Below are 13,210 nucleotides of genomic sequence, written 5' to 3'. Positions count from 1 at the left end.
GTACAACTTGCCGATGAAGATCGGCTCGCTCAGATTTCGTCGGTAAATTCGTCGAGGAAGCGCTGCAGACGGTCGTGGCGAATCTTCGCCAGACGCGCGCCGGTTGCTGTCTGGAAGCCTGACGCGAGTTTCAGCAGCTTCGTATGGAAATGGTCGAGCGTGTACGCGGTGTCGTCTAACGGACGCTCCGCCGCGTGCGGGTCAGCCGGGTCGTACAAGGCGCGGCCCATCCGGCCGGCCACGTAGAAGCAACGCGCGACACCCAGCATTCCAATTGCGTCGAGCCGGTCGGCATCCTGCAGCGTTTTTGCTTCGAGCGTGGTCGGCGCGACGCCGGCCGAAAAGCTATGCGCCTCCACCGCGTGCGCCGCGGCCTGAATTTTTGCGTCCGGCCAGCCGAGCGACGCCAGCACGCGTGCCGCTTTTTCCGCTGACAGGCGCGAGGCCTGCGCGCGCAGCGGTGAATTCTTCTCTACTGCGACGCAGTCATGCAGCAGCGTCGAGGCGAACAGCACCTGTGCATCGCCGCCTTCTTCCGCCTGGATGGCCGCCGCGTTTTTCCAGACTCGCTGCAAGTGTGAGGTGTCGTGGGAGCCGTCGCCGTTGTCGTCGTACGCGTGAGGCAACAGGATTGCGGCGAGGTCCTGAAATGGAGCGAAGGCAGGTTTCGTCATGGTGTCGGGCGAGAAAAAGAGCCGCCGATTATCGCCGATCGCCGATCAATCCCTGAATTTCAGCGATGAACAAAAGTGGTTGACGGGCAGTCTTACTGTTTGACCGGGTTCCTTTGCGAGCATCGTTGGCTCGACATCGCTACGATGTGCGGAAGCATGGGCCGGGAAATTCGACGGCATGATGGAGTGGGCTATGAGAATCGTAACAAAGACCATGTTGGCCGCGGCGCTGATGATGGGTCTGACGGGCGCGGCTTGCGCTCAATCGGCAAACCTCAGCACCAACGGTATGGTCGGTTTGCAAGCCGGTGGGATGAATGGCGCAGGGCAGGGAACGGGTTTGGGGGCGGGCGCGGCCGGGCTGAGCCCAACGCCAGGCGGGGGCACCGTGGGCCACGCCCCAGTGATCGGAGGAACTGGCGGCACGGGATCGGGCCCGGCGCTCAACAACATGCGGGCGAACGGCACGAGCCTGAATATGAGCCCGGATCCTCGCGCACCGAACGTAACGGGAAAAGCGTTCGGACAGTAGCAATCACTCGGCCTGAACCAGTTGCAGAACAATGCGCTTCGCCGAGGCGAGATGTTCCACCGTCATCGATCGCGCGAGGCGAGCGTTGCCAGCCTCGCATGCTTCGAGAATCTTGAGATGCTCGTCCTGGAACGCCGGTGTGTCGGCGAGCAGCGTGCTTTGCAATCGCTCGTAGCGCTCGACCTGAGCGCGCAGCTCGCGGATCGCTTTCAATTGCCGGCCGTTTGCACACGGCCGGTATAGCAGTTCATGAAACTCTCGATTAAGTTCACCCTGTCTTTGCGCGGTATCGGCATCTCCCAGAAGCCGATGAACGAGTTCGGCGCGCGATAACGTCTCACTGTCCATGCGTTTGACCGCGTGGAAAATGGCGTCGCCTTCAAGCAAGATGCGCAGGCCGTAAATCTCGTCCAGGTCCGACTCGGTCAAGGTGCGCACCACGGCCCCGCGATTGCGCATGAGCTCGACCAGTCCTTCACCCTCGAGCTTTTGTATGGCCTCTCTCATCGGCACCCGGCTTACGCCGAAGCGATCGGCGAGTTCACGCTCGACCAGCCGTGCGCCATCCTCCAGTTCGCCGGTCGCGATCAGTTCACGCAGTGAGACGGCGATGGCATCGGCCGTCGAATCCAGTTTGTGATCCATGTGTCGGGTCCCTGTCGTTTGGAATAATGGTATACCAAAATAGGTTTGCGCAGCTAGAATGCACCTGTTGCGAAATCAAATCCGGGTCAACAGCGAGGGAGATCGGCATGGCGTACGGCGAGCACAAATACGCGGTATCGGTGCAATGGACAGGCAACCGCGGCAGCGGCACCTCGGGATACCGCGAATATGGTCGTGACCACATCATCACTGCGGGAAATAAGCCCGACATTCCCGGCTCATCGGACGCAGCGTTTCTCGGCGACGCGAACCGGTGGAACCCGGAAGATCTGCTGGTTGCCTCAGCGTCCGCCTGTCACAAGCTCTGGTATCTGCATCTTTGTTCGGATGCGGGCATCGTTGTTTTGAGCTATCGCGACAATGCGGAAGGCACGATGCTCGATAGTCCGGAGCAGGGCCGTTTTTCACAGATCGTTCTACGGCCGCATGTCGTCATTCGGGCAGGCGGTGATCTCGAACTGGCCGGGTGTTTGCATCATGCGGCGCATGAGAAGTGCTATATCGCGAACTCGGTTAACTTTCCGATTCTGTGCGAGCCGGCTATCGAAACGGATGGGAACTGACGCTTGTGCGGTGCAAGTGATTCAGCATAGCGAGCGTTCGGCGTCGCATTGCCAATTGCTTCACACCTTCATGTGCGTCGCACCATGCCATCAAAAATGATGGATTTATTGAAGTAAAAAAACTTGCATTTCGTACAGAAAAAGCTACCTTCATAAAACAAAACGACTTCTGGCTCGGCACCGGAGGAGACACATGCCGGCTACACGTATGATGATTGCGCGTCGTGCGGGCGTTAGCGTGGCCACGGTCGATCGTGTGTTGCGCGACGATCAGGCCGTGCGTCCGGAAACTGCCGAGCGCGTTCACCTTGCGCTGGCCACGCTGCGCGACGAACGCGCGAGTCGCGGCCGCCCGGCGAAAGCCGGTTCGTTTCGCGTCGCCTTTGTGCTTCCCCAGATCAACTCGCGCTTTCTCGATCATGTCGAGCGCGGTATTGCGCTCTCCGCCAGCTTCTTTCGCGAACACCGCATCATCCCTTCGTTCTATCGCTGCGATTTTTCCAGTCAGCGCGACACGGCCACATTCGCCGAACAGGTGGCCGGCTACGACGCGCTCGTGCTCGTGCCGCTCGACTATCCATGGGTAGAACGTCTGATCGAAGACATGAGCGCGGCGAACGTGCCTGTCGTCACGGTGTTCTCCGATCTGCCCTCGAGCCGCCGTGCCGCGTATGTCGGCGTCGATAACCGGATCGCCGGTCGTACGGCCGGTCTGTTGATGGGCAGATTTCTCGGTTCCCGCATTGGCACGGTGGCGGTGCTTTCCGCCTCGTCACGCCTGCATGATCAACTGGAACGGCGCACTGGTTTTTCGCAGATTCTGGAAGAGGATTTTCGCAATCTGCGCTGGATCGCCGAGCCCGATTTCGCCGAAGACGACGACGGCGCGGGTCTCGCCGCTCAGGGTTTGCTGGCACGCCATCCGGATCTGGTCGGCGTCTATGCAACGGGCGGCGGCATCTCCGGGATCGCCGCGGCATTGCAGGAATCCGGCGACAAGACCCGTCTGGTTGTGATCGGCCATGAATGCACCGCGGAGACCCGCAGCCAGCTCACCGAACGCGCGATCGATGTGATTCTCGATCAGGACGTGCGAGGCATCGTGCACTGGGCCGGCCTTGCCGCGATTAATTTTCTTAACGACGTGCGTGGCGCGCTCGCCATCCCAACGCCGGAGACCCGAATTTATCTTCGTGAGAATGCGCATGCCTGAAGCTCGCGACACGCGGATTGCCGTCTGAATCCGCTGGAGCCGAAACACGGTGCCCGGCGCATGGGCGCTGTTCCATATCAGGTTGGAGACCCGAGAAAGACAAGGAGAAGACACATGTTACGTCTTACGTCAGCAAGGGTAGTGGCGGCGGCCATCGTATCGCTGGGATTCGGCATGGCGACAGGCGCGCAAGCACAGGACAAGCAGTTGACATTATGTTGGGCGGCATGGGATCCAGCCAACGCACTCGTCGAACTGTCGAAAGATTTCACGAGCAAGACCGGCATCAAGATGAAGTTCGAGTTCGTGCCGTGGACCAGTTACGCCGATCGCTTCATTAACGAACTTAATTCGCATGGCAAACTATGTGATCTGATCATCGGCGATAGCCAGTGGATTGGCGGCGCGGCGGTTAATGGGCACTACGTCAAGCTCAACGATTTCTTCGTGAAGAACAAGATATCGATGGACGACTTCGTGCCGGCGACCGTGGTCGGTTATTCGGAGTGGCCGAAGAATACGCCGAACTACTGGGCATTGCCGGCCATGGCTGACGCGGTCGGCTGGACATATCGCAAGGACTGGTTCGCGCGTCCGGAGTTGCGCGCGGAGTTCAAGCAAAAATATAAACGCGAACTCGAACCGCCCACCACGCTGGATGAACTCAAGCAAACCGCCGAGTTCTTCCAGGGCCGCAAGATCGACGGCAAGACCGTGTATGGTGCGTATATCTTCACCGAGCGCGGTTCCGAAGGCATCACGATGGGCGTGACCAACGCGCTCTATAACTTCGGCTTCGAATATCAGGACCCGAAGAAGCCTTATCACCTGGACGGCTTTGTCAATTCACCGGGCGCGATCAAAGGGTTGGAGTTCTATAAGGCGCTCTACAAGTGTTGCACGGCGCCTGGAATGACCAACGCGTACATGCAGGAAGGACTCGACGCGTTCAAGTCAGGCCAGGTGGCGATGCAGATGAACTGGTTTGCGTTTTTCCCGGGACTCTATAAAGACCCGAACGTCGGCGGCGACAAGATCGGGTTCTTCGTCAATCCGCGTGAGTTGAAGCAGTTCACCCAACTGGGCGGGCAGGGCATCTCGGTCGTTTCGTACTCGGATCATAAAGACGACGCGCTCGAGTACATCAAATGGTTCGCGCAGCCGGATGTCCAGAAGAAATGGTGGCAATTGGGCGGTTATTCGGCGGCGAAGTCGGTGGTCGATGCCCCGGACTTCCCAAAGAGCGCCCCGTTTGCACCGGCCTTCCTGAAGTCGATGGCGATCGTGAAGGACTTCTGGGCGGAGCCCGCTTACGCCGAACTGCTGCTCGACATGCAAAAGCGCGTGCATGATTACGTGGTGGCCGATAAGGGCACGGCCAAGGAAGCGCTCGATCTCCTGGTGAAAGACTGGAACAAGGTCTTCAAGGCCGAAGGCAAGAACTAGTGCGTTTCCCGACTGGACCGGCGCCGCCTGCACGGATTGCCGCCGGTCAGCTTAAAGGAGTCAGGCATGTTGGCAAACAAGCCTTTTCCGTCGGCTGGGCTCGAGTCAGGCGCACGGGCGCGCGTGAGCACGCGCCTTGCCGGGCTATCGGACAGAACCATCGCGTGGCTGTTCATTCTTCCGACGATCCTGCTGCTACTCGCCGTCAACATCTTCCCGTTGATCTGGGCATTGCGTCTCTCGTTCACGAATTTCAAGTCGAATATGCCGAGCGTGCCGGCGCACTTTGTCGGCATCGACAACTACGTCGATATTCTCACCGACGAAGACATCTGGTACGCCATGCAGGTCACGGCGCGTTTCGTGTTCTGGTCGGTCGGACTGGAGGTGCTGCTCGGCTTCGGCCTCGCATTGCTGATCAACCGGCAGTTCCGCGGGCATAGTTTCTGGACCACGTTGATCCTGCTGCCAATGATGCTTTCGCCCGCCGTGGTGGGCAATTTCTGGACCTTTCTGCTGCAACCGCAAACGGGTCTTTTCAACGATATCGTCAGCTTCTTCACCGGCATTGCGCCCGGGTCGTTCCAGATGATCGGCGACGTCTCGCTTGCACCGTGGACCATCGTGATGGTCGATACGTGGATGTGGACACCTTATGTGATGCTCATCTGCCTCGCGGGTCTGCGTTCGATTCCCGACTACATCTACGAAGCGGCGGAAGTGGATCGCGCCACGCCGTGGCGGCAGTTCTGGTCGATCACACTGCCGATGACCTTGCCGTTCCTGATGCTGGCGGTGCTGTTTCGCGGCATCGAGAACTTCAAGATGTTCGACATGGTGAACCTGCTGACTTCCGGCGGACCGGGCTCGGTAACCGAAACCGTGTCGATCACGCTAAAGCGCGCCGCATTCGAGAAGTGGCAAACCGGCTATTCGTCGGCGCTGGCCATCATTCTCTTCGTGACGGTGTTCGGTGCGGCGAACATCTATGTGAAGGCACTCAACCGGGTGAAACAACGATGAGACCGACTGCCAGTCAATACTCGGTGGTGGCGTCGTCGCCGCGCGGCAAGCGCTTCGCCGCCGCGGCCGTCATTACGTATGCATTGCTCGCCACCTTGCCGATGGTGTGGATCTTCCTGACGAGCTTCAAAACCCAGGAAGACGCGATTGCCTATCCGCCGGTCGTGCTGTTCCAGCCGTCGATGGAAGGCTACGTGAACCTGTTCACGATCCGTTCGCGGCAGACGCCGGAATTCATCGCCAGTCTGCCGCCTGCGCAAACCTGGTATGAGCGCGACGTGCGCAAGCGCGGCATGGTGATCGCCGGACCGTCGAAGGTGTTGCCGCGCTTCGTCAATTCGCTCGTGATCGGATTCGGTTCGACTTTCCTCGCGGTGTTTCTCGGCACGCTCGCGGCGTATGCCTTTTCGCGTTTCAAAGTACCTTTCGCCGACGACCTGCTGTTTTTCATCCTGTCGACTCGCATGATGCCGCCGATAGCGGTCGCGATTCCGATCTACCTGATGTATCGCGCGTTGGGCCTGAGCGACAGCTATGTCGGCATGATTGTGCTTTATACGGCAGTGAACGTCTCGCTGGCGGTGTGGCTGCTGAAGGGTTTCATGGACGAGATTCCGCGCGAATACGAAGAGGCGGCGCTGGTGGATGGCTACACGCGTCTGCAGGCCTTCGTCAAAGTCGTGCTGCCGCAGGCAATCACCGGCATTGCGGCAACCGCGATTTTCTGTCTGATCTTCGCGTGGAACGAGTATGCGTTCGCGTCTTTGCTGACAAGCGGCGATGCGCAGACCATGCCGCCGTTCATTCCGTTCATCATCGGCGAAGGCGGGCAGGATTGGCCCGCTGTTGCGGCGGCGACCACGCTATTCGTACTGCCGATTCTCTTCTTTACTGTCGTGCTGCGCAAACATCTATTGCGCGGTATCACATTTGGAGCGGTGCGCAAATGAAACGTGATTTCGTTCTCACGCAGAGGCGCTGGCTGCGCCGCGGCTATAGCGAAACGGCCTCCACCGTGCTGATTGGCGCCGGCATGGCGATGCTGGTTCAGCCGTTTTCGCTGGCGCTGTTCACGTGGTCGTTTCCGGTCATTCTGGTGGGCGCACTTGCGTTCCTCGTGACGAGCCATTTCCCGGAATAGCGCCATGTCGACCATCGTGCTTGCCAACCTCCATAAACGCTTCGACGATTTCGTCGCGGTGCGCGGCACCAGTCTGACGATCGATGCGGGACGCTTTGTCGTACTGCTCGGTCCGTCGGGCTGCGGCAAGACCACCACGCTGCGGATGATCGCCGGGCTCGAATTGCCGACCTCAGGGCAGATTCTGATCGACGGCGAAGACGTGACGGCGCTGCGTGCACGTCAGCGCGATATCGCGTTCGTGTTTCAGATGTTCGCGCTGTATCCGCATATGACGGTCCGCAACAACATTGCATTTCCGCTGAAGAACGAGCATGTGTCGCGCAAGGAAATCGCGACGCGGGTCGATGCGGTCGCACACATGCTGCGCATCGAGGACATTCTCGATCGCAAAACGGGCGGGCTGTCGGGTGGTGACCGGCAGCGCGTCGCGCTCGGCCGCGCGATCGTGCGGCAGCCGAAGGCTTTTCTGATGGACGAGCCTCTTGGGACGCTCGATGCGGACTTCCGCGAGCTGATGTGTCTTGAACTGCGCAAGCTGCATAACGCGCTCGCGGCAACGACGGTTTATGTGACGCACGACCAGAGCGAAGCCATGGCGATGGCCGACGACATTGTCGTGATGAACAAGGGCGAAGTGCTGCAAGCCGGGCCGCCGCATGAGATTTATCATTTTCCGGCCACCGTGTTCGTCGGCAACTTTATCGGCAGTCCGCCGATGAATTTCCTGCCGGTCGATCGCGGTGTCGACGCGGGTAGCGAAGCGGTACAACTTCACGGCGCCACGGTGCCGGTGCCGCGTTGCGAGGCGGCGGCCGAGCGTGTTCTGCTTGGCATTCGCCCGGAGCATGTGATGCTCGACGAGCGCGGTCCACTGCGCGGCAAGGTCATCGCCGATGAATATCTCGGCTCGCATCAGGTGCTGGTGATTGAGACGGCGCTGGGCGTCGTGCGCGTGCGGGCGGGCAAGGACGATGGTTTGCCTGCCGGATCACCGGTCGGTTTGTCGTTTCGCAAGGAGCGCACACTGCTGTACGACGCGCAAACGGGCCGCCTGCTGCCACGCGCCACTCAAACGATTCCCGCATACGGAGAGGCTCATGGCTGAAATCCAGTTGCGCAATGTATCGAAACGGTTTGGCGACATCCACGCTGTCGACGATCTTTCGATCGACGTCGATGATGGCGAGTTCATCGTGTTGCTTGGGCCGAGCGGTGCGGGCAAGACGACGACGCTGCGTCTGATTGCCGGGCTGGAACGACCGGATACCGGCGAGGTACTGATCGATGGCGCCATTGCTACGGGCGTGCATCCATCGGATCGCGACGTCGCGTTTATCTTCCAGCAATACTCGCTCTATCCGCATCTGACTGTGTTCGGCAATCTGGCTTTTCCGCTGCGCTCGCCAAGAAGGCGCAGCAGCGAGGCGGAGGTGCGCGCGCGAGTCCACGCGGTGGCCGAGATGCTGCATATGGAATCAAAGCTCGACAATATGGCGACACACCTGTCAGGCGGCGAAATGCAGCGCGTGGCGATAGGGCGTGCGCTTGTGCGGCAACCCAAGGCATTTTTGATGGACGAACCGCTGTCGTCGCTCGATGCAAAGCTGCGCGAAGAGTTGCGTATCGAACTCAAACGCCTGCATCGCACGATCGGCGCAACGATTGTTTACGTTACGCACGATCAGGTTGAAGCGACGACGCTCGCGGATCGTATCGGCATTCTCGAACATGGGCGTCTGGTACAGCTCGGCACGCCCCGCGAGGTATACGGCAATCCGGTTTCGCTCAGTGCAGCGCAGCGGCTGGGCTCTCCGCCGATCAACCTGCTGCCGCCGGCGTTGTTCGATTCGGCGTACATGCCGGCGGGTACGGCCACAGTGGCAATCCGTCCCGAGGACGTGGTGCTGCATGACGGTGACACGCGGGATCAACGTGATGTTTCAGGCGCACAGGACGCGTTGAATCTGAAGGTGCTCGAATACTCGCCGCTGCGGCACCTGCTGATCCTCGATCGCGCAGGGACCGCCGTCGTGGCAACGACAGTGGCGGAGCGCAATTTCACGCCCGGGCAATCGGTCGGCGTTTCGCTGCCGGCGCGCAGCCTTTTATATTTTCGTGCCGACGGCAGGAGGATAGCGACATGAACGGCAAAACGGTCATGGCGTGCATCGACGCCGCATATGCGTCGCTGAAGGAACATACTGACGAGATCGCTTTGCTCGACCAGCAGATCGGCGATGGCGATCACATCTTCAATCTGCTGCGAGGCATGGAGGCTCTGCTCGCTGTGAGGTCGGACATCGACGGCGCAGCATTCGGCCCCGCGCTGGAAATCGCGGCATCCAAGGTGCTCTCGACAGTAGGCGGATCGTCGGGGCCATTGTTCTTTTCGCTGCTGAGCGGCATGTCTAAAGCTTCCGAACGACATGCACTGGATACAGCGGGCTTTGCGCACGTTTTTTCGGCGGGGGTCGAAGCAGTCGGTCAACGCGGCAAGACCGGCGTCGGCAGCAAAACAATGATGGATGTCCTGATCCCGGTCGCGAAGCGCTTCGACGAACTGGCCGCACAGGGCGCGACCGCGCGAGAGGTGCGCGATGCGTTGCCGCGGATCGCGGAGGAAAACATGCTTGCTACCCGCGATATGCTGGCGACCAAAGGGCGGGCGTCGTTTCTCGGCGAACGTTCGCGTGGACACATCGATCCGGGAGCGCGTTCGAGTCAGATCATGATTGCGTCGGTATGCGCGCGCCTTGAGCAACATAACGAGTGAAGGAGCGAGAGACCGTGAAAAAATTCATGAATCATGTGGACGATTTTCTCGCCGAGAGTCTGGCGGGGTTCGCCGCTGCGCACAGCGACCTGGTCGTGCTGCACAATGAGCCGGTGTTTGTGCGTCGCAGGGCGTTGAAACCCGGCAAGGTTGCGCTGATTTCGGGTGGCGGCTCTGGCCATGAGCCTCTGCACTCAGGCTTCGTCGGCTATGGGATGCTCGATGCGGCCTGTCCGGGGCAGATTTTCACGTCGCCGACACCCGACCAGATGATGGCTGCGGCAAAGGCTGTCGATACCGGTGCAGGCGTGCTGTTCATCGTGAAGAACTACTCCGGTGACCTGATGAACTTTGAAATGGCGTCGGAGATGTCCGAGGTGCCAAATGCAATGGTGCTGATCAACGACGACGTGGCCGTGGAGAATTCGAGTTACACGACAGGGCGGCGCGGCGTGGCCGGCGCCGTGATCGTCGAGAAACTGGTTGGCAGTATGGCGGAGAGCGGTGCGGATCTCGAGCAATGCAAGGCCTTTGGCGACCGCATCAACAAGCGCACCGCGTCGATGGGCGTGGCGTTCACCAGTTGCACGGTCCCGGCGGCCCGTACGCTAACGTTCAAAATCGGCGACGACGAGATCGAAGTGGGCGTCGGCATTCATGGTGAGCCTGGGCGTCGGCGCGCGAAGTTCGCACCCGCTGACGCGATTGCGGGCGAGTTGCTGACGGCGATTGCTGAAGATCTGAAGCCGGCGGCAGATGCTGAATTACTTGTGCTCGTCAATGGGCTCGGTGGTACGCCGCTTGGAGAACTGTATCTGCTCTTCAATTCCACGCGTACGTGGCTCGAACAGCGCGGGCTGAATATCGGTCGGGTGCAGGTAGGCGCACTGACGACTTCGCTGGAGATGGCTGGTGCATCGATCACACTGTGCGTGCTCGACGATGAGATGAAGCGCCATTGGGACAGCGCAGTGCATACGCCGGGATTACGCTGGGGTGTGTAATGCGAAGGTCCGCCGTTTGCCCGCCGCTCACCGGAGTAACCGTGAGCAGGCGGGCAGCATTGGCTCAATGCAGCAACGTCATCTGCACGACCTTTACGACAACGAGTGCGACCGCCACGATCAGATAGCCGCGCAGCACGCCCATCCAGATGCGTTTGGATAGCGTCAGTTGCGGCGCCGGCAGTTCTTCGAGAGGCGGCATGCGCCACGTATTGCGTGCTTCTTTCGAAAACTGCTGCTCGCTATCAGACGCCTGGGCAATCGCGGAAGCCGCTGCATCCGTCGATGCGAGCCGCAGCCTGCGAACCGTCACGGTTGCAGCGTAGCCGACTACGGCCAGTAGCGTGCCGCCGGCCAGCACTTCAATAATCGCTTCGCCGGTAATGTCGGGATACAGCACCGATGCAGTAAGGATGATGGAGAGCATGACGAGCACCCAGACAACTGCGCCAGTAAAGAAGTTGAGCTTCTTCGAGTTCACCCACGGGCCGAGAACGGCGCGGTCGTTGCACAACAGCAGCAGGAATACCGTTGCACTCGGAAGCAGCACGCCAGCGAGCGTTTGCACGGCTTCAGTCAGAAGACCGAGCGGGCTGCCGGGAATCAATACCAGCGCAGCCGCGGCCGAGATAATGCCGAAGTAGACGAGGTAGAAGCCCTTCGCGTCGGTCACGCCACGATGCAGCGAGTGGCGGATCTTGAACACGTCGCCGATTGCATAAGCGGTGGAGAGTGACACGGCTGCCGCGCCGATAATGCAGGCGTCTAGCAGCGCGATCGCGAAGAGAACCGCGGGTGTGCGGCCGGCATATTTTTCGAGGCCGGCGATCACGCCGCCCGCATCCGTGAAATTGCCGAACTCAGGTTTGCCTGCATACAGTGCAGCGCAGAACGAGATCATGGCCACCGCACCGATCATCACGAAGACGATACCGATCCACAGGTCGGCTTTCTCATACTTCATGAAGCGCGGCGTGATGCGTTTATCCACGATATAGCTCTGCTGGAAAAACAGCTGCCAGGGCGCGACCGTGGTGCCGACAATGCCGATCACGAGCAACATCACATCGCTCAGTTTCGAATTGGCAGGCCAGCTCGGAATGAAGAAATCGTGCGCCATCTGCGCAACCGGCGGATGAATCGACACCAGTACCGGCACCAGGAGCAGGCTCAGCAGACAGAGTGCGACCGCGAAGCGCTCAAAGCGCCTGAAGTTGCCCGTGCTGACCGCGGCCATCGTCACTGCCGCGGCGATGCAGACCCCGGTCACTTTCGAAATGCCGAAGAAATCCAGCACGAACGTGATGCCGATGAACTCGGTCACGATGGTGAGCGCGTTCAGGATGAACAGGTCGACGACGCTGAATGCGCCCCAGAACTTGCCGAAGCGCTCGAAGATCAGTCGGGCATGGCCGACGCCGGTCACGGCGCCGAGACGCAGCACCATCTCCTGATTGACGAAGAGAACGGGCACGAGCAGCAGCATGGTCCACAGCAAGGTGGTGCCGTAATTCTGTCCTGCTTGCGTGTAGGTGCCGAAGGCGCCGGCGTCGTTGTCACCGACCATTACGATGAGACCAGGGCCGAGGATAGCGAGCAGCGTCCGGATGCGGGCCCACCAGTTGTTGCGCGGGGCGGTGTCGTGGTGCGCGATGGTGCCGAGCGCGCCTTTGATGTCGCCGAGATGGGCTTCGTCGAGAACAGCGCTGCGTGGTGGTGAGACGTTAATTGGAGTGGACATTTTTAACCGCCTTGGCAGTGTGGTTTGAATGCAGTGGCGCGCCTTCGGAATCCGCAGTACGCGTGTCGTCGAATGGGCTTGAGCGACGGCGACGCATGCGGATCGCGAAGACGTGCGGGTACTGTCAGTGGCTATTAGGGAGCCGAGTTGAGAAGAGCGCCTTGACACGGTGCCAGGACATGGCGAGCCAGTGCGGTTTGATGCTGTGAAGCGCGAGTGCAGCGTCGCTGTGGATATGCGTTTGCTGCAGGGTCGGTACGAGGACGGCGATGTACATGGTATTTCTCCGGTGCGTATGGCTTGACGCGAGTTGCGGAAAGCCAGCAGACACGGAGCGCGGCCGGCACTATGCGCGCGGCGGCGAACGTCTACCTGCTTTCCTCAGGAAAAAGAAAAATTGCACGGCAATAGAGCGGCATAAGGGATAACTG

The 13,210-nt window shown here is 60.0% G+C and carries 14 protein-coding genes; 11 read left to right on the top strand and 3 right to left on the bottom strand.

Going from position 1 to position 13,210, the window contains the following annotated elements; all coding sequences use genetic code 11:
• Positions 1-29 precede the first annotated feature (29 nt).
• Positions 30-674 carry an HD domain-containing protein gene (locus BM438_RS02860; RefSeq protein ID WP_093632818.1) on the bottom strand — a complete coding sequence of 215 codons (645 nt, stop codon included), beginning with the start codon at positions 672-674 and terminating at the stop codon, positions 30-32.
• A gap of 193 nt (positions 675-867) precedes the next feature.
• On the opposite strand from BM438_RS02860, the gene BM438_RS02855 reads away from it, so the two are divergent.
• Positions 868-1,206 (top strand): hypothetical protein, encoded by a 339-nt coding sequence (locus tag BM438_RS02855; RefSeq protein WP_093632817.1) that lies wholly within the window; start codon positions 868-870, stop codon positions 1,204-1,206.
• Positions 1,207-1,209: 3 nt separating this feature from the next.
• On the opposite strand, the gene BM438_RS02850 is transcribed toward BM438_RS02855, so the two are convergent.
• Positions 1,210-1,851 (bottom strand): GntR family transcriptional regulator, encoded by a 642-nt coding sequence (locus tag BM438_RS02850; RefSeq protein ID WP_093632816.1) that lies wholly within the window; start codon positions 1,849-1,851, stop codon positions 1,210-1,212.
• A gap of 107 nt (positions 1,852-1,958) precedes the next feature.
• Between BM438_RS02850 and BM438_RS02845 the strand changes: the two genes are divergently transcribed.
• The 10 genes from BM438_RS02845 (at position 1,959) to dhaK (ending at position 11,038) form a co-directional block, all read left to right on the top strand.
• The gene (locus BM438_RS02845) at positions 1,959-2,435 is read left to right on the top strand and encodes an OsmC family protein (RefSeq protein ID WP_093632815.1); all 477 of its coding nucleotides are present in this window, start codon (positions 1,959-1,961) and stop codon (positions 2,433-2,435) included.
• Between the two features lie 193 nt (positions 2,436-2,628).
• Positions 2,629-3,648, top strand: a complete 1,020-nt coding sequence (locus BM438_RS02840) for a LacI family DNA-binding transcriptional regulator (RefSeq protein WP_208620601.1) — start codon at positions 2,629-2,631, stop codon at positions 3,646-3,648.
• Positions 3,649-3,762: 114 nt separating this feature from the next.
• Positions 3,763-5,094: an ABC transporter substrate-binding protein gene (locus BM438_RS02835; RefSeq protein WP_093632814.1), complete on the top strand. Its 1,332-nt coding sequence runs from the start codon at positions 3,763-3,765 to the stop codon at positions 5,092-5,094.
• Positions 5,095-5,160: 66 nt separating this feature from the next.
• Entirely contained in the window at positions 5,161-6,117 is a 957-nt protein-coding gene (locus BM438_RS02830) for a carbohydrate ABC transporter permease (protein WP_093632813.1), read from the top strand.
• The gene (locus BM438_RS02825) at positions 6,114-7,067 is read left to right on the top strand and encodes a carbohydrate ABC transporter permease (RefSeq protein WP_093632812.1); all 954 of its coding nucleotides are present in this window, start codon (positions 6,114-6,116) and stop codon (positions 7,065-7,067) included. The genes BM438_RS02830 and BM438_RS02825 overlap by 4 nt, the downstream gene beginning before the upstream one ends.
• Positions 7,064-7,258 (top strand): hypothetical protein, encoded by a 195-nt coding sequence (locus BM438_RS02820; RefSeq protein ID WP_054039222.1) that lies wholly within the window; start codon positions 7,064-7,066, stop codon positions 7,256-7,258. Before BM438_RS02825 ends, BM438_RS02820 begins: the two co-directional genes overlap by 4 nt.
• Positions 7,259-7,262: 4 nt before the next feature.
• The gene (locus BM438_RS02815; RefSeq protein WP_093632811.1) at positions 7,263-8,366 is read left to right on the top strand and encodes an ABC transporter ATP-binding protein; all 1,104 of its coding nucleotides are present in this window, start codon (positions 7,263-7,265) and stop codon (positions 8,364-8,366) included.
• Complete coding sequence (locus BM438_RS02810; RefSeq protein WP_093632810.1) at positions 8,359-9,405, top strand: ABC transporter ATP-binding protein; 1,047 nt, start codon at positions 8,359-8,361, stop codon at positions 9,403-9,405. The genes BM438_RS02815 and BM438_RS02810 overlap by 8 nt, the downstream gene beginning before the upstream one ends.
• Positions 9,402-10,034: a dihydroxyacetone kinase subunit DhaL gene (dhaL, locus tag BM438_RS02805; protein WP_093632809.1), complete on the top strand. Its 633-nt coding sequence runs from the start codon at positions 9,402-9,404 to the stop codon at positions 10,032-10,034. Before BM438_RS02810 ends, dhaL begins: the two co-directional genes overlap by 4 nt.
• A gap of 14 nt (positions 10,035-10,048) precedes the next feature.
• Positions 10,049-11,038 carry a dihydroxyacetone kinase subunit DhaK gene (gene dhaK / locus BM438_RS02800; RefSeq protein ID WP_093632808.1) on the top strand — a complete coding sequence of 330 codons (990 nt, stop codon included), beginning with the start codon at positions 10,049-10,051 and terminating at the stop codon, positions 11,036-11,038.
• A 64-nt stretch (positions 11,039-11,102) separates the two neighbouring features.
• On the opposite strand, the gene BM438_RS02795 is transcribed toward dhaK, so the two are convergent.
• The gene (locus BM438_RS02795; protein ID WP_093632807.1) at positions 11,103-12,779 is read right to left on the bottom strand and encodes an NRAMP family divalent metal transporter; all 1,677 of its coding nucleotides are present in this window, start codon (positions 12,777-12,779) and stop codon (positions 11,103-11,105) included.
• Between the last annotated feature and the right edge of the window lie 431 nt (positions 12,780-13,210).

Source organism: Paraburkholderia aspalathi, from assembly GCF_900116445.1.
Lineage (GTDB): Bacteria > Pseudomonadota > Gammaproteobacteria > Burkholderiales > Burkholderiaceae > Paraburkholderia > Paraburkholderia aspalathi.
Note: the sequence above shows the minus strand (reverse complement) of the source record. Positions and strands in the feature narration are given on the sequence as shown.